At 67.7% G+C, this 22632-nt stretch carries 16 protein-coding genes and 2 pseudogenes; 14 read left to right on the top strand and 4 right to left on the bottom strand.

Features of this window, described 5'->3' with window-relative positions; translation table 11 throughout:
• Window positions 1-351: 351 nt before the first annotated feature.
• The 10 genes and pseudogenes from LG278_RS01655 to LG278_RS01700 all read left to right on the top strand — a co-directional run bounded on the left by LG278_RS01655 (window position 352) and on the right by LG278_RS01700 (window position 13643).
• Window positions 352-2694 (top strand): M14 family zinc carboxypeptidase, encoded by a 2343-nt coding sequence (locus LG278_RS01655; protein ID WP_404390289.1) that lies wholly within the window; start codon window positions 352-354, stop codon window positions 2692-2694.
• A gap of 52 nt (window positions 2695-2746) precedes the next feature.
• Entirely contained in the window at window positions 2747-3646 is a 900-nt protein-coding gene (locus LG278_RS01660; RefSeq protein WP_404390291.1) for an NAD-dependent epimerase/dehydratase family protein, read from the top strand.
• Window positions 3646-4671: pseudogene (locus LG278_RS01665) on the top strand (alcohol dehydrogenase catalytic domain-containing protein); the annotation flags it as partial. The gene LG278_RS01660 and the pseudogene LG278_RS01665, both read left to right, overlap by 1 nt.
• A gap of 351 nt (window positions 4672-5022) precedes the next feature.
• Window positions 5023-6879: an AAA family ATPase gene (locus tag LG278_RS01670; RefSeq protein WP_404390293.1), complete on the top strand. Its 1857-nt coding sequence runs from the start codon at window positions 5023-5025 to the stop codon at window positions 6877-6879.
• A gap of 518 nt (window positions 6880-7397) precedes the next feature.
• Window positions 7398-7784, top strand: coding sequence for an ATP-binding protein (locus LG278_RS01675; protein WP_404393505.1), 387 nt, complete (start codon window positions 7398-7400; stop codon window positions 7782-7784).
• Entirely contained in the window at window positions 7765-9177 is a 1413-nt protein-coding gene (locus tag LG278_RS01680; protein WP_404393507.1) for a response regulator, read from the top strand. Before LG278_RS01675 ends, LG278_RS01680 begins: the two co-directional genes overlap by 20 nt.
• A 125-nt stretch (window positions 9178-9302) precedes the next feature.
• Window positions 9303-9479: pseudogene (locus tag LG278_RS01685) on the top strand (ISL3 family transposase); the annotation flags it as partial.
• A gap of 919 nt (window positions 9480-10398) precedes the next feature.
• Window positions 10399-11301, top strand: coding sequence for an AAA family ATPase (locus LG278_RS01690; protein WP_404390295.1), 903 nt, complete (start codon window positions 10399-10401; stop codon window positions 11299-11301).
• A 7-nt stretch (window positions 11302-11308) separates the two neighbouring features.
• The gene (locus tag LG278_RS01695) at window positions 11309-12448 is read left to right on the top strand and encodes a VWA domain-containing protein (RefSeq protein ID WP_404390297.1); all 1140 of its coding nucleotides are present in this window, start codon (window positions 11309-11311) and stop codon (window positions 12446-12448) included.
• A complete protein-coding gene (locus LG278_RS01700; protein WP_404390299.1) occupies window positions 12441-13643 on the top strand; it encodes an XdhC family protein in 1203 nt (400 codons plus the stop codon). Before LG278_RS01695 ends, LG278_RS01700 begins: the two co-directional genes overlap by 8 nt.
• Before the next feature lie 29 nt (window positions 13644-13672).
• On the opposite strand, the gene LG278_RS01705 is transcribed toward LG278_RS01700, so the two are convergent.
• A complete protein-coding gene (locus tag LG278_RS01705) occupies window positions 13673-14614 on the bottom strand; it encodes a hypothetical protein (protein ID WP_404390301.1) in 942 nt (313 codons plus the stop codon).
• Window positions 14611-15147, bottom strand: a complete 537-nt coding sequence (locus LG278_RS01710; RefSeq protein WP_404390303.1) for an RNA polymerase sigma factor — start codon at window positions 15145-15147, stop codon at window positions 14611-14613. Before LG278_RS01710 ends, LG278_RS01705 begins: the two co-directional genes overlap by 4 nt.
• Window positions 15148-15313: 166 nt before the next feature.
• On the opposite strand from LG278_RS01710, the gene LG278_RS01715 reads away from it, so the two are divergent.
• Window positions 15314-16024, top strand: coding sequence for a FadR/GntR family transcriptional regulator (locus tag LG278_RS01715; protein ID WP_404390305.1), 711 nt, complete (start codon window positions 15314-15316; stop codon window positions 16022-16024).
• A 156-nt stretch (window positions 16025-16180) separates the two neighbouring features.
• On the opposite strand, the gene LG278_RS01720 is transcribed toward LG278_RS01715, so the two are convergent.
• Window positions 16181-17434: an IS30 family transposase gene (locus LG278_RS01720; protein ID WP_404393509.1), complete on the bottom strand. Its 1254-nt coding sequence runs from the start codon at window positions 17432-17434 to the stop codon at window positions 16181-16183.
• Window positions 17435-17655: 221 nt separating this feature from the next.
• Window positions 17656-18699, bottom strand: a complete 1044-nt coding sequence (mgrA, locus tag LG278_RS01725) for an L-glyceraldehyde 3-phosphate reductase (protein WP_404390307.1) — start codon at window positions 18697-18699, stop codon at window positions 17656-17658.
• A 95-nt stretch (window positions 18700-18794) separates the two neighbouring features.
• Between mgrA and LG278_RS01730 the strand changes: the two genes are divergently transcribed.
• The 3 genes from LG278_RS01730 to LG278_RS01740 are packed head-to-tail and all read left to right on the top strand — an operon-like array spanning window position 18795 to window position 22632.
• Window positions 18795-19277, top strand: coding sequence for a (2Fe-2S)-binding protein (locus tag LG278_RS01730; RefSeq protein WP_404390309.1), 483 nt, complete (start codon window positions 18795-18797; stop codon window positions 19275-19277).
• Window positions 19274-21778, top strand: a complete 2505-nt coding sequence (locus tag LG278_RS01735) for a xanthine dehydrogenase family protein molybdopterin-binding subunit (RefSeq protein WP_404390311.1) — start codon at window positions 19274-19276, stop codon at window positions 21776-21778. Before LG278_RS01730 ends, LG278_RS01735 begins: the two co-directional genes overlap by 4 nt.
• Window positions 21775-22632 carry an FAD binding domain-containing protein gene (locus tag LG278_RS01740; protein WP_404390313.1) on the top strand — a complete coding sequence of 286 codons (858 nt, stop codon included), beginning with the start codon at window positions 21775-21777 and terminating at the stop codon, window positions 22630-22632. The genes LG278_RS01735 and LG278_RS01740 overlap by 4 nt, the downstream gene beginning before the upstream one ends.

Below are 22632 nucleotides of genomic sequence, written 5' to 3' on the forward strand. Positions count from 1 at the left end.
GGGGTGCGGGCAGGCGCGTCGCCGAGCCCGTGTCCGAGATCTGGTGGTATGTCCGGCCTTGTGGGCCCATTGACGGACTTCTCCGCTCGGTGGTTCAGTGAACTCTCAGGTTTTCCCGTCCGCTCGATGGGGGTTGTCATGCACCGCAGGGGCACTGCTCACCTGGTCCGACTGACTGGCGGGCTGACCGCGCTGGCGCTCGCAGCCGCGCTGCTCGTCACTGCCCCGAGCGCCGGGGCACGGCCGGCGTCACCGCCGGGGGCTGCGTCGGGGGTTTCGTCGGCTGTGGCAGCGGCGTGTGACCCGTTCACCGCCCCGGCGCTGGATGCGAGCGTCCCCACCGCGCGCGACGTGATCGGCATCGATCTCGGCGACCGCGACGTCACGACGCAGGAGTCGGACTCCTACCTGGCCGCCGTCGCCGCGGCGAGCCCGAAGGTCGTCGACGGTGTGCTCGCCACGTCGGTCGAGGGACGCCCCCTGAGGTATGCCGTCGTCGGGCAGGAGAAGTGGGTGACCCCCTCGGGGCTGGACCGCATCGGTCGAGACCTCGCCCGGCTGCGCGACGCCCGCACGCCCGAGGCGCAGGCTCGCCAGATCATCCGTTCGATGCCGTCGATCCTCTGGGTCGCCGGCAACGTGCACGGTGGTGAGGAGAGCGGCACCGACGCCGCGCTGCGGGTGCTCTACGAACTGGCTGCGCGCACCGACTGCGCGTCCCAGGAGATCCTCGACGACGCGATCGTCGTCGTGCTGCCGACGCAGAACCCCGACGGTCGCGAGGCCGACACCCGGCGCAACGCATACGGCTTCGACATGAACCGCGACTGGTTCGCGCGGACCCAGCCCGAGACCGACGGCAAGGTGGAGATGCTCCGGAAGCTGCCGCCGCAGCTCTTCATCGACGCGCACGAGATGGGGCGCGCGACCTACTTCTTCCCGCCCAACGCCGACCCGGTCTACCACGACATCGGGGAGACGCCGCTGGACTGGATCTACAACCTCTACGGCACGTCGATGCAGGAGGCGTTCGGGCGGTTCTCGATCCCCTTCTTCAACGGTGACGTCTACGACCTCTTCTACATGGGCTACGGCGACACCGTGCCGGCCACGGGCTTCAACGCCGCCGGGATGACCTTCGAGAAGGCGAACGGCGACCCGACCGCGCAGCGGGTGCAGGAGCAGTACGTCGCGATCTGGGCGACGCTGAGCGCGGCGGGCGCCAAGGACGACGAGCTGCTGACGCAGTGGCGCGCCGAGCACGTCAAGGCCTATCAGCAGGGCGTGGCCGGGGAGCTCGAGCCCAACCAGCTCTACTGGGAGGGCACAGCCATCACCAACCCCGTGCCCGACATCACCATCAAGCACTACTTCCTGCGCACCGACGACCCGGCCAAGGCCGAGGAGGTGCAGCGCGTCGTGCGGCGGCTCCAGCGGATGGACGTCGAGGTCTACCGGCTCGTGCGCCCGCTCTCGGTGCCCGACTACACCGCCTACGGCCGGCCCGCTGCTCCGACGACGATGCCGGCGGGGACCTACTGGATCCCCATGGCCCAGGGGCAGAAGCACTGGGTGCAGGCGATGCTCAACGAGGACACCTACGTCCCGTTCCCCTACTTCTATGACGTGACGGCGTGGAGCTCGCCGCTGCTCGAGAACATCGCGGGTGGTCGCTCCGGCGCAGACCTCAAGCCCCAGGCCGCTCCCCTGGCCCTGCAGGCCGAGCCCGCCTCGGCGGTGACCGGTGCGGCTCCCCGGCTGGGCGTGTGGCAGGTGTCTGCCACCGCGACCGGCTCGATCGAGTCCGCCGGCTGGCTGCGCTGGTGGCTCGACAACCGCGTCGGGCTGGACTTCACCGACCTGACCGCGGCACAGATCGCTGCCGGCGCCCTGGCCGACATCGACGTGCTCGTCGTGCCCAACGGCTCTGATGCCACGGCCTCCAACGCCCTCGGCGCCGCCGGGCGGGCGGCCCTCGACCAGTGGGTCCGCGACGGCGGCCGCCTCATCACCCTGCGAGACAGCTCACGTCTGGCCACCCGGCTCGGCCTGACCTCCGCGTCCTACACGGCCGCGACCTCCGACATCCCCGGCTCGCTGATCCGGGTGGAGGTCGACCCGGCGAGCCCTCTCGCTGCTGGCGTGGGCGACACCGCGTGGGCGATGTACGAGTACGAGTTCGTCTGGACGGCTGCTGCGGGCGCAACGCCCGTGCGCTACCCGGCGGCGGGTGACCCGGACTGGTTCATCTCGGGGTTCGCCGAGGGCGAGGAGCAGCTGCACGGGAAGTCTGCCGTCGTGGACGAGAAGGTGGGTGACGGCCGGGTCGTGATGTTCGGCTTCGACCCCAACTACCGCGCGTTCACCGGCGGCACGGTGAAGATGCTGCTCAACGCCATCGTCGGGCCGGACCCGTCAGCGTCGGTGCAGGCTCGGACGGTTGCCCCCCGGGCGACGTCGGCGCCGGCGGCGTCCGACCGCATGGTCATCAGCGTGCGCCCCGGTGCCGCCGACCGCGTGCAGGCGATGCTCAACGCGAAGGCGGCGTCGGCCGACGTCGTGCGGTCACCCGGTGTCGTCAGCTTCCGGGTCGACCTCGGCGGCCAGACGTCCGACGAGCACCCGTGGGCGCAGGAGCTCGCTCTCGACGCCGCCAAGCTCGGACCTCAGGTGGTCGCCGTCCGGCTGCCGTAGCCCGAGGCGGATGGTCCGCTGCCGCAGGGCGCACCGGTGGTTGGATCGACGCATGCGCATCTTCTTCACCGGCGGCAGCGGCAAGGCCGGCAAGCACGTCGCGACGTTCCTCGCCGAGCAGGGTCACCAGGTCACGAACGCCGACCTCGTGCCGCTGCGTCACCCGGACGTCTCCGACCTCACGGTCGACCTCACGGACGTCGGCGAGACGTACTCCGCCCTGGCGGGGCTGGCGCGCTTCGAGGAGCTGGAGCTTGCGGCCAAGCCGGCATACGACGCCGTCGTGCACTTCGCCGCGGTGCCGGCGATCCTGCTCACGTCGGAGGCCAAGACGTATGCGACGAACGTGCTCAGCACCTACAACGTGCTCGAGGCCGCGACGCGGCTGGGCGTGCGCAAGATCGTCTTCGCGTCGTCGGAGACGACCTACGGCGTCTGCTTCGCCCAGGGTGAGCGGCGACCGCTCTACGTGCCGGTCGACGAGGAGCACCCCACGGTCCCGGAGGACTCCTACGCGATGTCCAAGGTGGCGGGCGAGGTGACGGCGCGCTCCTTCCAGGCCCGCACCGGCGCCGACATCTACGGCCTGCGCATCAACAACGTCATCGAGCCGCACGAGTATGCCGAGCTCTTCCCGCCGTTCCTCGACGACCCGGCGCTGCGGCGGCGCAACATCTTCGCCTACATCGACACCCGCGACCTGGGGCTCATGGTGCAGCGGTGTCTCGAGGTCGACGGGCTCGGCTTCGAGGTCTTCAACGTCGCCAATGCCGACATGTCCGTCGCCGCGACGACCGACGAGGTGCGCGAGCGCTTCTATGACGGGGTGGAGCTGCGGCGGCCCATGGGGCGCGACGAGACCTTCTACTCGATCGACAAGGCGCGTCGTCTGCTCGGCTACGAGCCGCAGCACTCGTGGCGCGACGTCCTGACGGACCCGCGCGCGTCGTGATGGCTGTCGCCCACGGCGACTGCGGGCGTATGCCGGAGCTGCGGACGTGCCCGAGCCTCCGTGTGCTCCCGGCGGTGTGGTCGTCGCCGTCGAGGCGACGGGCGTATGCCGCTCGGACTGGCACACGTGGAAGGGGCACGGCCCCGTGTCGTTGCCCCACATCCCCGGTCATGAGCTGGCCGGTGTCGTGGCTTCGGTGGGGGCTGGGGTGCGTGACTGGGTCGTCGGTGACCGGGTGACGGTGCCGTTCGTGTGTGGGTGTGGTGCGTGCTCGTGATGCCTGGCCAGCGAGGCGCAGGTGTGTCCTGACCAGACCCAGCCGGGATTCACGGGGCCGGGGTCGTTCGCCGAGCTCGTGGCGATCCACGGAGCCGACACGAACCTTGTGCGGCTGTCGGACTCGATCGACTTCGTGACGGCGGCGTCGCTGGGGTGCCGGTTAGCGACGGCGTTCCGGGCTCTGACGACACACGGGCGGCTCGGGGCTGGCGATTGGTTGGCCGTGCATGGCTGTGGCGGGGTCGGGTTGTCTGCGGTGATGATCGGTTTGGCTCTCGGTGCGCGGGTCGTTGCTGTCGACGTGAATCCGGCTGCGCGGGAGCGGGCCTCGGCGCTGGGAGTTGCTGCGATTGTCGACGCTGGCGACGTTACTGACGTCGTGGCGGCTATCCGGCAGGTCACGGGTGGCGGTGCGCACGTCTCCATCGACGCGTTCGGCTCGCCCGAGCTGGCGGTGGGCTCGGTGTGCAGCCTGCGCCGCCGTGGCCGACACGTGCAGGCGGGATTGCTGCTCGGACCGAAGTCGACCCCGCACTCCCGATGGACCTCGTCATCTCCCAGGAGCTTGAGATCTACGGCTCCCACGGCATGCCGCCCGCGACTACCCCGTAATGCTCGCCCTGATCGACAACGGCACCCCCCGCCCAGCCAACCTCGTCGGCCAAGTCATCGGCCTAGAGGAAGCCGCTGCGGCCTTGGCCATTTTGGATCGGGCGTCAGCCGCCGGGATGACAGTCGTGAGCCTCGGGACGCTGTCACTCGGGGAGGCATACGGCTATGAACGTTCGGGTCGGTCTGTTTGGCTGGACAGTCATAACGGTTCAAATGAGTGGCGCCAGACCCGCGAGCCGAGTCATCACCGCGCCCTAAAGGCGTAGGTACCGGCGCAGTACGTAGGGGGAGCGGGGGCAGTCCGGCTGCACCCCGGCGCCGTCAGTGCGGCCGCACACCCCAACGGAGATTCCCCGACATGCCTCAACTACATGCATGCAGCCTCGCGAGTCCGACGCCTTCGCTCTCACCCTGCCATCTGACTGCGGCTGGGTAGCACCGGCATGTCTGGGGAGCCTGACGGCGAGGTCCGACATGATGTGGGTATGTGGATCGAACGACTGCAGGTCGAAGAAGGATTCCTCGATGGTCTGGACATAACCTTCTCGCCTGGCCTCAACGTCATCATTGGGGCGCGAGGGGTGGGCAAGACCAGCATCCTCGAGCTGATCCGCTACGCGCTGCGCCTGCAACACGTGGACGACCGTCGGGCGGCGGCGGCGACTCAGCATGCGGAGGCGATCCTTGCTGGTGGCCAAGTGCTCGTGACCTTCGTCGACGCAGGTCAGCGCCTGACTCTTCGACGATCTGCCGCGGACCAGGCGGTAAATGATCTTGTCCCTTCCACGAACCCGCCACTGATGCTGGGTCAAAACGAGCTGGAAGGCATTGGCCTCGACCCCGGTAGCAGACTGCGCCTCATCGACGCCCACGCGGGCATAGAGCCGAGAACTGTCGAATCAGTTATCGATCGATACGGAGCCCAAGCGCAGTCTTTGACAGCGCAAATGCGGGGTATATCACAGCAGCGAGAGAACCTCCGTCAACAGGAGCTGGTTCGCCCCGCAATTGAAAAGGACCTATCCTCTGCCCGCGCAGAAGAAGCTTCACTTATTGGCAGCGCGGGTGCTGAAGCCGCGGCATTGCGCCAGCAATTGGCCTCGGCGACGGCTCACGCCGTGCAGTTGACGAGACACGTTGTTGGGCTTGAGGAGTCTCATGAAATTCTTCAGGAGCTCCTATCGAGCTCCCATGCGTCCGCGGAGTCGCTCGAGGCTTCCAGAGCCACGCTGACATCTCATGGCGGCCGTTCAGAGATGTATTCGACGCGCGTCGCTGGCGTTGTGGAACAACAGCAGCACGTATCGCGTTCGCTCGCCAAGTTAAAGGAAGACATCGAGGCTGATATTTCAGCCGCTCGCGCCGAAATTGCTCGCCTGAACGATCAGATGCGTCCGGTGCGCCGAAACTTTGACGAGTACGAGGTGGGAGCGGCGGCGGCGGCGCAAAGAACCGCGCAACTGGAACAGCAACTCAAGGCTATTGAAGAGAGCGTAGACCGAGCTCGAGCACTCGATTCGCAACTGTCTCAAATAGTTGCACAGCGCAAGGCCATAATGGATCTGATAGATCAGAGTCGAGAACAACTTTGGAGTCTACGTCTAGCGGCCGCTGAGCGGTTGAACTCCCAGTTTCGACCGCGCATAAGAATTGAAATGGAACACTATGGTAATCGTAGTGGATATATAGGCGCGCTGGCAAGCGCTCTTCGAGGTAGTGGTCTGCAATACAATCAATTGGCGGAATGGCTGGCCGACAGGTTGAGTCCACAAGAACTCGTCTCGGCAGTTGAGGATGGGGACGCGGCAAGGCTGGCCATTATGGGAGAAATCACCAGCTCACGTGTCGAGAAACTGGCGACATTCTTGGCAGACGCTGAGAGCCTGGGGCGAGTGTTGACCGCCAAGCTAGATGATCTGGTGCACTTCTCATTGCTGGTCGGTCGGGATTATCGAGACAGCGAGCAATTGTCCACGGGTCAGAGATGTGCCGTGGTTCTTCCACTCCTGCTTTCTGACGCGCAGCGCACACTCCTCCTCGACCAGCCTGAGGATCATCTTGACAACGCCTACCTTGTAGATAACACAGTGAGGACGCTAGTCGCGCGTTCGGATCGGGGGGCTCAGACGATTGTGGCGACGCATAATGCCAATATCCCCGTGTTGGGGGATGCCGGTTTGGTGCTGGTCCTCGAGAGTGATGGCAGGCGGGGATATGTCCGTCATGGGGGACCCTTGCTCGATGCTAACGTTGTCCGTGCCATTAGTGAATTAATGGAGGGCGGTGCGGACGCTTTCGCTAAACGCGTGCAGTTCTACGGTGCGGGGGAGCGGCGGGCATGATGCGAGAGGAGGCGCTGAGCGCGCTCGGCAGCGAGGTCGCGGCTGAGCGATTGACAGGCGCCAGATATCTGCAATTTTGGGCATTGCCGATCGATATCCCATTACTCCGCTCTCATATGAATACCGAGCCCGTCGGTTGGGTTCGGCGAGCCTTAGAGTCAGCTCTGGAGCGCCTAGGTGACAAGCATTCACGGATCGTGGACCTAGATGACTTGAGCCAAAACGAGAGCGAGTCATCGGCGGACGTGGCGGCCATTGCGCGAGCGAAAGTTGCGCGTACTGTCGTACACGAACTGGAGCCAATCGCTGGTGCTATCGAGTATTACGCTGCGGATGAGTTGTCAGACTATCCCAATAGCAAGACGCGGCTACATATAGAACGCTTCGCAGCGCTCTTGCGCGCTATCGAGACTTTGGGGAAGATATCCAATACGCCCCGAATTGAGCATGTGGAGTTGCGTCGCCTTCTCAGTGACGTGGTCGAGGCGGAACGAGCACACTTCGATAGGGAAGTACAAATGGATGGCCCAACTGCTGTCACCGTCCCCACAGACCCAGGCTTGGTGCGGTTGATAGTCGGCAACGCGCTTAAGAATGCCTGTGAGGCCGTGTCCCAGATATCTGATCGGTCTACCGAGGTAGTTCTCCTATTCGGAGCTTCCGATCGAGAGGTGTGGATCACTGTCGAGGATAATGGGATCGGGTTGCCATCTGGAAGTTCCCAAGTCCTTTTCGATATGGGGACGTCGACGAAGCAGGACCACTTGGGCATGGGCCTCGCCCTCTCCGCGGAGGCGGCTCGAGCGCTCAGTGGCGATCTGAGGTTGGTGAGTGACTCAACCGTCACCCGCCTTGAACTCACCTTTCCAATTGGTCGGAGTGACAGTGCACGTACTGCTAGTTGAGGATCGACCCAGTGTCATCGAGATATTTCAGCTCGCCTGTGAAAGGGAGGGGGTGAGGCTCTCAGTCGCGACAAGCCTTTCAGGTGCTGAGGCCGTGCTGGATAAGGGCAGGATCAATGCTGATCTGGCCGTATGTGACCTAAAGATTCCAACCTCTCACGGGGGTGTGGACGAGGAAGTTGCGCACGGCCTCTCAGTGTTGAGAAGACTTCAGGAAGAATGTCCAGGCGTTCCTGTTATAGTTCTGTCCGCGTTCGGCACTGTTGATGTCGTCTCAGATATGTTGCTTGGAGCGCGACAAGTCGATCTATATGGTGATGGCTCTGAGCGCCCGATGCTGCGCTTCTGGCAAAAGGCGAACATCAAGGGCGTTATTCAGGCCATCGGGGAGGCTAATGAGCAGTTGCGTCAGATTGACCAGGTCGAACTGTACGCTCCAGATCTTTCCGATGCCTACCGGCGTGCTATCCGCCTGTTCGCGCGTCGTCGAGCCGGATCTGTTGTCGAGTATCGAGGTCTGGCTGGGGGACGTTCTGGCGCCCAAACAGGACTTGTAACAGTGCGAAGCCAAGGGGGTGCTCAAACGGCCCATGCAGTAGGTAAGTTGACTACTGTTTCGCGGGCGGTTGAGGAGAAGGAGCGCTACCGAAACCATATCGCTGGGCGATTAGCTGCTGCTACATACACTGACCTTAGTGATGAGGTGATGGCAGGGTGCGGTAGTTCTGCCGGCCTTTTCTATAGTGTGGCCGACAACTTCGGGCGCGACATTTTTTCAGTGCTCCGGGAGGACGAGCAGGCGGCCGGTGCCGTAGTTCGCACCGTCTCGGAAGTCTTTTCGCCTTGGTTGAACGGGGTTCCCTGGTCAGACCGGTCCTGGCTGGACCTTCGCCGCAATTTGATCGCCGATGAAGACTACGAGGACGTGACCCGGGCTTACGACGTAGTGGCAATACATGGCGAAAGGCGGGTCCAAACCGTCTGGACTTCTCAGCATGGCGATCTCCATGGTGCCAATGTCTTAGTTGACGACTCGCTTCGTCCCGTGCTGATCGACTATGGACGGGTTGGTTTCGGGCCAAGCCCGCTAGACGCTGTCACACTCGAGTTGTCGGCTTTCATGCATCCCGACTCACCATTCCGCCACCACGATTGGCCATCGGCGCAAGATCTTTCGCGGTGGTCAGATCTGGAGGCCTACCTTGCGGGTTGTCCCTACCCAACCTTTGTCCGCGCATGCAGGGAGTGGGCCCTGAAGGTCCGTGTGGGACAGAGAGATCTGTACTGCACCATCTGTGCGTTCTCACTTAGAAACCTGCAGTATGGCGACGTGGACAAGGAGAAGGTCTTGGCTTTGCAGCAGTACGCCGCGGCTCAAGTGAACGCGTCTTGAGGCGGTGTTCCCGTCGTGTTTACCGGCTCATCACAGTTGAGGGTGTAGCGGGGGTGGTGGCTGGGTAGGCGTCGAGGTCTTCCGATGATGGAGGTTCCTACACCGACCATCCAGAAGACCTCGACGTGCGAGACGTTACCTTTGCTCGCCCTGACCTGACCACGTTCGTCCGCCTCGACGAGCTCGGCCTGGAGGTCACGGGACAACGCCTCGAGCTTGACCGGGCCGTGCTGGCCTGCCGGGTCGTGGCATCCGACCAGTGGTGTCGCCGCTGCGGCTGCGAAGGCGCGGCGCGCGACACCCAGCCCACTATTGTCCATGCGCCGCCGCAAAGTGCAGAAGTCTCAAGTGGTGGAAAGTACTCCCAGGATGATGAGGATGATCAAGTCTGGCCCAAACTGATTGCTCGGATCCTCGGCGGGTTTCTGGTTTGCGTCCTATATCTCAAGTATCGCGAATGGGCTCTTGGCTTCACGGCTGGGGCGATCGTCGTAACCCTTGTGATGTCCATTGTGAGCACCGCCTTAGTTTTCAGACTGGGCGATAAGGGTTTCAATGCGGGCTTGATTTTGAATACGATTGCCGTGCTCATCGCGTCACTTCTTCTTTGGCATCTTGCTACTAGAACCACGCCCTTTGGAACGTATGACCAAGTCCAGAGTGTGGCTGAGACTGAGGGAATTGAGGTCCTGTTCGCGGAGCAGCGGGCGCTAATCCTGTTCACCCTGCTCCAGCTATCCGCGGTGTTATTCATCGTTGTGGTGATGTGGAACATCATTCAACATCAGATCGGAATCCTCGCTGCAATCGCGGCCGCAAGGCGAGCCTGCAGTCATCCGGACCAGGCTCCGTCATGGCTTGTTCGGCACTGGGCGCCCAAGACCAAGTATCAACTCTATGGGTCACGAATTGCGCTCATTGGGGTGCTAGGTCTGGCATGGTTCTTCTCGAGCGCTGTTGCGATAACGCTCTATCAAGAATGGACCAATGGTGGGGCGTATCTCCCCTTCTCGAGATGATTTTGCTCGTGCGCCTTCGTCAGCGCCAGTTTGGCCTTGCAACGTTCCACCTAGTCACGTCTTGTCGTCTACGCAATGCATGGCTGGGAGCACTCGCTGGGCGGTGGGGATCTCACTCTGTCGACACGCCGGATGAGCTCGACGCGTCCCGCTAGACGCACTTCCGCTTCCCCAAGCCCCGCCGATGAGTGATGCTCAGGGAATGGATCACCTGTTCAACAGCGCCGACGACGTCACGACCGCCCTGGGCGGCACGGGCTATCTGGCGGACGAGGCGCTGGCGACGGTGACCTTCCTCGCGACCCGGCTGGACCGGCCGATCCTGCTCGAGGGCGAGCCGGGCACCGGCAAGACCGCGCTCGCCGAAGCCCTCGCCCAGTCCCTCGACCTCAAGCTCATCAGGCTCCAGTGCTACGAGGGCATCGACGCGACGCAGGCCCTCTACGACTGGGACTTCCCGCGCCAGATCCTCCATCTGCGCACCGTCGAGGCACTCGCGCGCGACGAGCACCACGACGCGAGTCCGGCCAACACCGCGGCCCTAGAAGCCGAGCTCTTCGACGAGCGCTTCCTCCTCGCCCGCCCGGTGCTCCAGGCTCTCCGTGAAGCCCCCTGCGTCCTGCTGATCGACGAGATCGACCGCGCCGACGACGAGTTCGAGGCCTTCCTCCTCGAGGTCCTGAGCACGTGGCAGGTCACGATCCCCGAGCTCGGCACGATCAGCGCCCCCACCCCGCCCCTCGTGGTGCTCACCTCCAACCGCACCCGTGAGCTGCACGACGCCCTCAAGCGACGCTGCCTCTATCACTGGATCGACCACCCCGGCCTGGCCCGCGAGCTCGAGATCGTGCGCACCCGGCTCCCCGAGGTCAGCGCCGCCCTCGCCGAGCAGGTCGTCACCCTCGTGCAGCGCCTCCGCTCCTCGGGCGACCTCATCAAGCCCCCGGGAGTCGCCGAGACGCTCGACTGGGCCCGCGCGCTCGAGACCGTCGGCGCCACGCGCCTCAATGCCGAGGTCGCCGCCGCCACCCTCGGTGCCGCCCTGAAATATCGCGAGGACTCCGAGCGCATCCGCGCCTCCCTCGACAAGCTGCTCACCGCGTGAGCGCGTCATGAGCCCCGGCACCACCCCCCTGAACGCCCGGCCCACCGCCGAGCCGGCGCCCGACGAGCTCCTGCTCGGCTTCGCCCGCGCCCTCCGCGCGGCAGGGGTCGGTGTCACCGCCGACCGCGAGCGCACCTTCCTCGTCGCCGTCGCGACGGTCGGCATCGGGGAGCGCTCGCACGTCTACTGGGCCGGGCGCTCAACTCTCACAAGCACGCCCGCCGACTTCGCGGCATACGACGAGGTCTTCGAGCGGTGGTTCGGCGGCGAGACCATCAAGCCGGGCCAGCGCGTAGATGTCGTGCGTCCCCCGGTCGTGCAGGCACCGCTCGACAGCGGCGAGGGTGAGAGCGGCGACGACGGCGACGCCGACACCGTGCAGGCCAAGGCGAGCGCCCAGGAGGTGCTGCGCCACCGCGACGTCGCCAGCCTCACCCCCGCCGACCGTGCCGCAGCCGCTCGCCTCTTCGCGACCCTGCAGCCGCGCTGCCCGCAGCGCCGGGCCCGCCGCCACGTGCGCTCGTCCACCGGCGCCATCGACGGCCCCGCCACGCTCCGCGAGCAGCTGCGCCGCATGGGCGAGCCGGGCCGCATCCACCGCCGCCACCGCGGCGTCCGCCCGCGCCGCATCGTCCTGCTCATCGACGTCTCGGGGTCGATGAGTCCGTATGCCGACAGCCTCCTTCGTCTTGCCCACGCCTTCGTGCGCCGGGCTGAGCACGTCGAGGTCTTCACGATGGGCACCCGCCTCACGCACGTGACGCGCGCGCTCACCGAGCGGGACCCCGACCGTGCGCTCGCCGCTGCGGGACGCGTCGTGCCGGACTGGTCGGGCGGCACCCGCCTCGGTGACTCGATCGGCGCCTTCCTCGACCGATGGGGGCGGCGCGGCATGGCCCGCGGCGCCGTGGTCGTTGTCTTCTCCGACGGCTGGGAGCGCGAGGGCCCCGAGGTGCTCGGCGAGCAGATGCGCCGCCTCGCCGCGCTCGCCCACCGTGTCGTCTGGGCCAACCCGCACCGCGGCAAGGCCGGCTACGCGCCCGTGCAGCAGGGCATCGTCGCGGCGCTGCCGCACATCGACGACTTCGTCGCCGGGCACTCGCTCGCGACGTTCGAGGAGCTGATCGAGGTGGTCGCCCATGCGTGAGGTGATGAACGAGCTGATGCAGTGGTGGTCGGCCGGCGAGACCGTCGGCGTCGGCACCGTCGTCGGCACGTGGCGCTCGGCGCCCCGCCAGCCCGGCGCCTCGATGCTCGTCGGCCCCGGCGGCGAGGCCGTCGGCTCGGTGTCGGGCGGCTGCGTCGAGGGCGCCGTCTACGAGCTCGCCCAGGAGGTCGTCGAGTCCGGACGGCCGGTGCTCCAGCGCTACGGCGTGAGTGACGACGACGCGTATGCCGTGGGGCTGACCTGCGGGGGCATCCTCGACGTCTTCGTCGAGAAGGTCTCAAACGAGACCTTCCCCGAGCTCGGCGAGGTCGCTGCCGACATCGAGTCCGGACGGCCCGTCGCGGTCGTCACCGTCATCGAGCACCCCGAGCCGTCGTGGCTCGGTCGCCGCCTCGTCGTCCACCCGGAAGAGGACGACGCCGAGGACGAGCCGGCCGACGGGTCGGCAGAGGGCACCGACGCGCACGTGTGGGAGACGGCATACGGCAGCGGCTCTCTCGGCTCCCTGCGCGCCGACGACGCCGTCCGCGACGACGCGAGGGGCCTTCTGGCGCAGGGCCGCTCGGCGATCCTCACCTACGGTCCCGACGGCGAGCGGCGGGGCGAGGGCATGCGGGTCTTCGTCGCGGCACACGCCCCCAAGCCGCGCATGCTGGTCTTCGGCGCGATCGACTTCGCGGCTGCGGTGGCGCGGGTCGGCGGCTTCCTCGGCTACCACGTCACGGTGTGCGACGCGCGGCCCGTCTTCGCGACGAAGTCCCGCTTCCCCGGCGCCGACGAGGTGATCGTCAAGTGGCCGCACGACTACCTGCAGGGCGAGGTCGACGAGGGCCGGGTCGACGGACGCACCGTGATCGCCGTGCTCACCCACGACCCGAAGTTCGACGTGCCCCTCCTCGAGGTCGCGCTGCGCCTGCCCGAGGTCGCCTACATCGGCGCGATGGGCTCACGCCGCACCCACGACGACCGACTCGAGCGCCTCCGCGAGGCCGGGCTCACCGACGAGGAGCTTGCCCGGATGAGCTCACCGATCGGCCTCGACCTCGGCGCCCGCACCCCCGAGGAGACCGCCGTCTCGATCGCCGCCGAGATCATCGCGCTGCGCTGGGGCGGGCAGGGCGAGCGGCTGGCGACGACCGAGGGTCCGATCCACCATCACCACCACCACGAGTGACGGCCAAACGCCCCCTCGGCCAGCAGACCTCAGTTGATGCGGATCCAGGTGTCGTTGCCCCCGCCGAGACGCCAGCAGCTCCCGGCGGCCAGGGTGGCCTCCATGGTCGAGTTCAGTGAGGTGACGGGCTCGTAGTGAGCGGTGCACGTGGGGCCACTGGCAGGTGTGAAGACGAGCGACCCCGGACCCGTCACGGTCGCCCGGCCCGCCTGCTCCGGCTGGTCCAGTGAGTCGAAGGTCCGGACGGCGTAGCGACCCGAGTCGTCAATCGAGAGCACCTTGTCCGTGCCACGGAGCAGCCACGTCCCACGCACCTTCGACAGGTCGGACACCGGCTCGGGCGCGGCGGTCGGCCACAGGAGCGCCAGGTTGGCCCCTGCCACCGAGACCGGCGACACCCGGGTGAACTCCCACATCTCCGCCGGTGCACTGGAGTCGGTCGGCGCGGCTGCCCCGCAACCGGCACTGCTCTCCGTCGTCGGGGTGGCGCGCAGCAGCCCTTCAGGCGAGATCGTCGCGGCCCAGGTGATGTCGCAGACCGCGCCGGCCGACGCGATGCGCTCGATGAAGCCGCCCGGCGCCGGTGCGTAGGTAACAGCGTCGTCCGAGTGGTGCGCCTCGGGATCGTAGGGATCTTGGGTCTGCGTCAGCCTGCCATCCGAGTGGAAGGTCCACAGCCAGCTGTCGAACGACCAGATCCCGGCGAGCTCCGTCGTCGTCAACGCCGGCGAGTCCGCGGGCACGTTCGGCGGTGCGGGGTCGCTGCGCAGGGCGAGCGCGCCGAGCACCACCCCGGTCACGGCGCACGCGGCGACGGCTCCCTGCCAGATCCTGTGGCGGAGCTCCTTCCGGGACGCCTTCTGCTTGGTCTCGAGCCCGCGCTCGAGCTGGTCGATCTCCTCCGTCGTCATGACGAGTCCCTCCCCATAGGCGCGCAGCCCCTGAGCAACCCTGCGCTCGATGTCGTTCACCGTGATCCCTCCAGACGCGACTGCAGGGTGGCCAAGCCACGATGCGCATGGCGCTTTACGGAGCCCACCCCGATCTCGAGGAGCTCGGCCGTCTCCCGCTCGGTGAGCTGGAGGTAGTAGCGGCAGGTGATGACCTCCCGCTGACGACGAGGCAACTCGCGCACCTGCTCCGCGAGCCGGCTCGCCTCGTCCCGCGCGACGACGTCGGTCGCCGCGTCGGTGCCGGCCTGGGCGCCGACGTCGCTGACCCGCAACAGGGGCTCCCCGCGCCTCGCGCTGTAGATCCGTCGCTGGTCCGAGCGGCAGCGGTTGATGACCCCCGCGCGGAGATAGGCCAGGGCCGACCGCTCATCGCGTGGTGGCCAGTGACGGAAGAGCGAGAGGTAGACCTCCTGGACCGCCTCCTCCGCGCGCTCCCGGTCGCCCAGCAGGCAGTAGGCGAGCCGGACCAGCTCGACGCAGTGCGATCGGAAGAGCCCGGTCAGCACCTGCTCTCGCGTCCCTCGCGTTTCCTGCGTTGCCGCTGCATCCATGCGGATAGCTCCCGTGACCACGTCTCACCTCCGACCAACAGCCGTGTCAAAGGAGAAGTCGCTCGTCCTCCTCGAAGGTTGACACGCCCGGCCGACGGATATCACCGGTCTCCCGGAAACGGCAGGCACTTGAAGATGTGACCACCCGGTGGCAGGCTCACCCCCCGTGAGTCAATCGGGGTTCGGGCCCGCCATCCGCCAGCCGGTGGCGCAGGAAGTCTTCTCCGAGCTGCGCGACGCCATCCTCACCGGCCGCCTCGCGCCCGGAGACAACGTGCCGCCCGAGCGCGAGCTCGCCCTGTCGTTCGGCGTCAACCGCTACTCCGTGCGCGAGGCCCTCCACCGGCTCCAGCACGCGGGCTTCGTGCGCATCGTCCCCGGTGGGCGCACGACGGTGCGTGACGTGCGCGCCACCGCCGGCCTCGACCTGCTCGCGCACCTCGCCGACGTGGCGGGTGAGCCCAACCCCTCGATCGTGCGCGACGGCCTCGAGATGCGGCGCTCCATCGGGCGCGAGGCGGCTCGCCTCGCCGCGAGCCGCGGCACCGCGGAGTCGCACGCGCGCATCATCGCCAGCTGCATCGACTACGGCGACGACGCGCACCCCGACGCCGACCGCTCGTTCTGGCGCGAGATCGTCGAGTCGAGCGACAACTTCGCCTTCCGGCTCGCGCTCAACTCGCTCGAGCGCGCCGTGGACTCGTGGCCCGACTCGATGGACCCCGTGCTGGCCGCCGACCGCGCCGACCTGCTCCCGCACGCGCCGCTCGCGGAGGCCATCGCGCAGCGCGACGTCGAGCGCGCCGCCGACCTCGCCGACGCGATCCTCAGCCAGGCGGTCGACACGTGGGCCGCGCTCGCCGACGCGACCAGCTGACCGCCGGCTGATCGACAGTCAGACAGCCGAGCCGGTATGCCGGGTGGCCCGGTGCGCGCCGATGCGCGGCGCCGCTGTGGACCGGAGACCCGCTCGGCCCACCCGCGCCGCAGCTCGGTGACCCTGATCGAAAGAGCAATCGGTCCGCGGGCGGGTTCAGGGGGTTGTCGCAACACGTGACTCGTTGGTGGTTGAGAGTAGCTTGGCCAGGGCTTGGGCTGGGGTGTCCCAGCCGAGGGTTTTCCGGGGTCGCGCGTTCAGGGCTGCGGCGACATCGAGGAGGTCCGTCGCGGTGTGGGTGGACAGGTCGGTGCCTTTGGGGAAGTACTGGCGCAGGAGCCCGTTGGTGTTCTCGTTCGTGCCGCGCTGCCAGGGCGAGTGGGGGTCACAGAAGTAGATCGGCAGCCCGGTCGCGACGCGGATCTCGGTGTGGGCGCCGACCATCTCCGAGCCCTGGTCCCAGGTCAGGGACCGCCACAGGTGCGAGGGCAGGGCGGTGATCGCCTGGCTCATCGCGTCGCGGACCGCGACCGCGTCGTGGCGGCCGGGCAGGTGCAGCAGCATCGTGTAGCGGGTGGTCCGCTCGACCAGGGTGGCGATCGCCGAGCCGCTGTCGGCGCCGATGATCAGGTCTCCTTCCCAGTGCCCGGGCACGGCCCGGTCGGCGGCCTCGGCCGGGCGGTTGCTGATCAGCAGCTCGTCCGGGACCCGGGTGCGGCGCTGGCCGGGGTCGCGGTTCGGGCGCCGGACCGCGCGCCCGGTCCGCAGGCAGCTGGCCAGCTCACGGCGCAGCCCGCCGCGGCCCTGGACGTACAACGCCTGGTAGATCGTCTCGTGGCTGACCTGCATGGTCTTATCGTGCGCGAAGGTCCGGGCGAGCGTGGCGCTGATCTGTTCCGGGCTCCACCGGGACGGCCCGCCCAGCTTGTCCTGCACGTACCGGGCCAGGCGCGGGTTGCTGGCCAGCTTGCCCGGCTTCGGCCGCCGTCCGCGGGCCTCGGCCCGGGCCTGGGCGACCGAGGCCAGGTACGGCCGAGGCGAGGGGCGCGTCCCCGGCGGCGCGGACGGGCCGGGCACCGCGAACCGGGCGTTGCGGGTCAGCTCGCGGCTGACCGTCGAGGGTGACCGGCCCAGCCGCCGGGCGATCTCTCGCACCCCGGCCTTCTCCGCGGCCCAGACCGAGATCAGCTCGCGCTCCTGGAACGACAGGTACCGCCCGGACAACGGCTTCAGCTGCGGGTTCACCCCGCCAGCCTTGCGGAAGTGGCGCCACGCCGGCGTCGGGGTGATCCCGACCCCGGCGGCGGCGGCTTCCACCGAGGCCCCGGCCCGGGTCAGCTCCCAGAACCCGCGCCATACCTCACGACGTGCTGGAGGACGCCCCTGACGCGCCCCGCGGCAATCCACCATTGACAACACCCTTTCGACGGGTGTTGCGACAACCACTGGAATCCGCCGCGTCCGCAGCTCCATGACCTTCGCGCGTCGCATCCTGCTCCGCTAGGCGGAGCAGGATGCGACTCGTAGACGGGTCGATCCGTTCGAGGGTGCACCCGTGCGGGACGAGTGCGGGCTCGGGGAGCCGGCCATGCGGCATACCGGCGTGGGGTGTGGCTGGATGCCGGGGGAGGTCAGTGCTTGCTGGAGCCCTTCCACAGGTTGATGCCGCCCTCGACCGCGTGCGTGTCGATCTTGTCGAGCTCCTCGGAGGTGAAGTCGAGGTTGTCGAGGGAGCCGAGGCTGTTTTCGAGCTGCTGTACCGACGAGGCCCCGATGAGCACCGACGTGACGCGCTGGTCGCGCAAGATCCACGCGAGCGCCATCTGGGCGAGCGACTGCCCGCGCGCCTTCGCCATCCGGTTGAGGGCACGGATGTGCTTGAGGTTCTGGTCGCTCAGCAGCTTCGGCGAGAGCGACTTGCCCTGCGACGCGCGCGAGCCGGCCGGCACGCCCTTGAGGTACTTGTCGGTGAGCATGCCCTGCGCGAGCGGGGAGAAGGCGATGCAGCCGACGCCCTCCTCGCCGAGCACGTCGAGCAGGTCCTCCTCGACCCACCGGTTGAGCATCGAGTAGCTCGGCTGGTGGATGAGCAGCGGGGTGCCGAGCTCGCGCAGGATCGCGATGGCGTCCTTGGTGCGTGGGCCGGAGTAGGACGAGATGCCGACGTAGAGCGCCTTGCCCTGGCGCACGGCGGTGTCGAGCGCGCCCATCGTCTCCTCGAGCGGCGTCGTCTCGTCGAAGCGGTGGGAGTAGAAGATGTCGACGTAGTCGACGCCCATCCGAGCGAGCGACTGGTCGAGGGAGGACAGGACGTACTTGCGGCTGCCGCCGCCCTGGCCGTAGGGGCCCGGCCACATGTCGTAGCCGGCCTTGGACGAGAGGATCAGCTCGTCGCGGTAGCGCTTGAAGTCCTGGGCGTAGATCGCGCCGAAGTTGCGCTCGGCGCTGCCGTAGGGAGGGCCGTAGTTGTTGGCGAGGTCGAAGTGGGTGACCCCGAGGTCGAAGGCTCGGCGCAACGTCGCGCGCTGTCGATCGAGCGGCACGTCGTCGCCGAAGTTGTGCCAGAGACCGAGGGAGACGGCCGGCAGATCGAGCCCGGATCGGCCGGTGCGGCGGTAGGTCATGGAGTCGTAGCGGGAGCGCAGGGCCTGGTAGTCGTCGGCGTGGAGCGTCATGGGCACCAGTCTGCCCCCAGCCCTTGTCAGGTAGTTGGAGGGGAGCGAGACTCAGGGCGGGGAAGTCACTGCAGCGCGGCAGGAGGACATCAAGCATGAGTCGAATCACGGTGATCGTCGACGGTGTGAGCTACACCGACGAGGTCGAGCCCCGGACCCTCTTGGTCCATTACCTACGAGAGACGGTCGGCAAGACCGGCACGGTCGTCGGTTGCGACACGAGCAACTGCGGGGCCTGCACGGTCCACCTCGACGGCACCAGCGTCAAGTCGTGCAACGTCCTCGCCGTCCAGGCGGACGGGCACGAGGTCACCACGATCGAGGGCCTCGCCCAGAACGGCGAGCTGCACCCGATGCAGAAGGCGTTCCACGAGTGCCACGCCCTCCAGTGCGGCTACTGCACGCCCGGCATGATCATGCAGGCCTGCGACCTGCTCAAGGAGAACCCCGACCCGAGCGAGCAGGAGATCCGCGAGGGTCTCGAGGGCAACCTCTGCCGCTGCACGGGCTACCACAACATCGTCAAGGCCGTGCAGCAGGCGGCCGGCGACCTGAGCTCGCAGGCGGTGTCGTCATGACGATCACCGACGACCGTCCCGACACCGCGGCACCCGAGCTCGAGATCGGCAAGTCCCGGCGCCGCAAGGAGGACCAGCGGCTCATCACCGGGCGCACCCGGTGGACCGACAACATCCAGCTGCCCGGCATGCTGCACCTCGCGATGGTGCGCAGCCCCTTCGCCCACGCCAGGATCACCGCGATCAACACGGCCGAGGCCAAGGCTGCTCCAGGCGTCATCGACGTCGTCACCGGCGAGGACATCAAGGACGTGCAGGGCGCCATCGCGAACGCCTGGCCGCTCAACGGGGAGCAGAAGACTCCCAACCACCTGCCCGTCGTGGTGGACCACGTCGCGTGCGCCGGCGAGATCGTTGCCGTCGTGGCCGCCCGCTCGGCAGCCGAGGCGCGCGACGCCGCCGAGCTCGTCGACGTCGACTACGACGAGCTGCCGGCCGTCCTCGACCTCAAGGAGGCCGCCAAGGACGAGGTGCTCGCCCACCCCGACCTCGGCACCAACACCTCCGCGATCTGGACCCTCGACTCGGCGGCCCAGGGGTCGGGCACCGACGTCGAGGAAGAGATCGCCACGGCACGCGACGGCGGCATCGTCATCGAGCGGGAGTTCCGCCAGCAGCGCCTCATCCCCGCCTTCATGGAGCCGCGCTCGACCGTGTGCGACCCGACGGGCGAGCAGATGACGGTCTGGAGCTCGACGCAGGTCCCCCACATCCTGCGCTTCCTCGTCGCGGCGACCACCGGCATCCCCGAGTCGAAGGTGCGCGTCATCGCACCCGACGTCGGTGGTGGGTTCGGCGGCAAGTTGCAGACGACGCCCGAGGAGTTCGCGACGATCGCGGTCGCGCGCCGCCTCGGCAAGCCTTGCAAATACACCGAGACCCGGTCGGAGTCGCTGCTCTCGGGACACCACGGGCGCGACCAGTGGCAGAAGCTCACTCTCAGCGCTCGCAAGGACGGCACCGTCACAGGGCTCAAGGTCGAACTGCTCGCCGACCTTGGCGCATACGTCGGTGTCGTCGGCGGAGGAGTGCCGGTGCTGGGCGCGTGGATGTTCAACTCCATCTACAAGTTCGCCGCCTACCACTTCACCGTGCGCACGCTGCTGACCAACAAGACCTGGGTCGACGCCTACCGCGGCGCGGGTCGCCCCGAGGCGACCTTCGCCATCGAGCGGATGATGGACGAGCTCGCTGCCGAGCTCGGCCGCGACCCGCTCGAGGTGCGCGAGCAGAACTGGATCACGCACGACGAGTTCCCCTTCACGACGGTCGCCGGCATGACCTACGACTCCGGCAACTACGAAGCGGCCACCGCGAAGGCCAAGGAGCTCTTCGGCTACGACGAGCTGCGGGCCGAGCAGCAGCGCCGCCGCGAGAGCAACGACCCGGTGCAGCTCGGCATCGGCATCTCGACCTTCACGGAGATGTGTGGCCTGGCTCCATCGCGCATCCTCGGTGCCTTGAACTACGGCGCCGGCGGCTGGGAGAGCGCCAGCATTCGCATGCTCGCGACGGGCAAGGTGGAGGTCCTCACCGGGGTGTCGCCCCACGGTCAGGGTCACGAGACGGCGTGGAGCCAGATCGTCGCCGACCGGCTCGGCGTCCCGTTCGAGGACGTCGAGGTGCTGCACGGCGACACCCAGATCTCGTCCAAGGGCATGGACACCTACGGATCGCGCTCGCTCGTCGTCGGGGCCGAGGCTGTCGTCCGGGCCGCCGACAAGGTCATCGAGAAGGCCAAGATCGTCGCCGCGCACCTGCTCGAGGCGAGCGTCGACGACATGGAGTTCACGGCAGGGCGCTTCGGCGTCAAGGGCACCGACAAGGGCGTCGGCATGGCCGAGGTCGCGCTCGCGACGTGGACCGGCCACAACCTCCCCGATGGCGTCGAGCCCAGCCTCGACGCAGACGCCACTTTCGACCCCGAGAACTTCTCCTTCCCCCACGGCACCCACCTGTGCGCCATGGAGGTGGACACCGAGACCGGGGCGACGTCGATGCGCAAGTACGTGTGCGTCGACGACATCGGCACGATCATCAACCCGCTCATCGTCGAGGGCCAGGTCCACGGCGGACTCGTGCAAGGCATCGCGCAGGCGCTCTGGGAGGGCGCGGAGTACGACGACCAGGGCACGCTTGTGACGGGCTCGTTCGTCGACTACACCCTGCCCACGTCGGCCGACACGATCAGCTTCGTCACCGACCACACGACCTCGCCGTCGACCTACACCGCCTTGGGCACCAAGGGAGTCGGCGAGGCCGGAGCCATCGCCTCGACCCCCGCGGTCGTCAACGCGATCGTCGACGCGGTGCGACAGTTCGGCGTCGACGACGTCGTCATGCCGTGCACGCCCGAGCGGGTGTGGAAGGCGATCCAGGCCGGGCAGGCCGTGTCCTACGAGGGCGAGCGCGAGGCCGCGCCGCACTTCGACGAGGCCACGCCCAACCAGGACCCAGCCGCCGGCAGTCCCAGCTCGACGACCGAAGGGAGCGACCAGTGATCCCCACACAGTTCGACTACCTCGCGCCATCGTCGGTGGAGGAGGCCGTCAGCGCGCTCGCCGAGCACGGCGACGAGGCCAAGGTGCTGGCCGGCGGCCAGTCCCTGCTGCCGATCCTGCGCATGCGCCTCAACGCTCCCGGGGTCGTCATCGACCTCGGGCGCATCGCCGAGCTCCAGGGCGTCAGCGAGGACGGTGACCACCTCGTCATCGGCGCCATGACGACGTATGCCGCCGTGCTGGCCTCCGAGGCCGTGTCGACCCATGCAGCCCTGCTGTCCAAGGCGATCCACACCGTGGCCGACCCGCAGATCCGCCACCGCGGCACGATCGGCGGCGCACTCGTGCATGCCGACCCAGCGGGTGACGTCGGGGCGCCGGCGCTCGCCCTCGGGGCCGAGTTCGTCATCGCCGGGCCCGGTGGGGCGACCCGCACGGTCGCGGGTGACGACTTCTTCGAGGACCTCTTCACGACGGCCGTCGGCGAGGGCGAGCTGCTCACGCAGATCCGGGTGCCCAAGCACACCGGCTGGGGGGCGCACTACGAGAAGTTCGTGCGGGTGAGCCACCAGTGGTCGATCGTCGGCATTGCGGCGACGGTGCGCAGCGAGGGCGGCACGATCGCCGAGGCCGGGGTCGGCCTGACCAACATGGGCTCGACTCCCCTGCGGGCGCGGGCGGTCGAGGACGCCCTCGTCGGTCAGCCCGCCACCGACGAGGCCGTGCGCGCTGCGGTTGCCTCGGTGGCCGACGGCACCAACCCGCCCTCCGACCTCAACGGCGACTCCGACTACCGCAAGCACCTCGCCACGGTGCTGACGCGGCGTGCGGTGCTCGCCGCGGCAGGGGCGTGA

Origin of the sequence: Humibacillus xanthopallidus, assembly GCF_044793955.1 — a bacterium.
In the GTDB taxonomy this organism is placed as follows: domain Bacteria; phylum Actinomycetota; class Actinomycetes; order Actinomycetales; family Dermatophilaceae; genus Humibacillus; species Humibacillus xanthopallidus_C.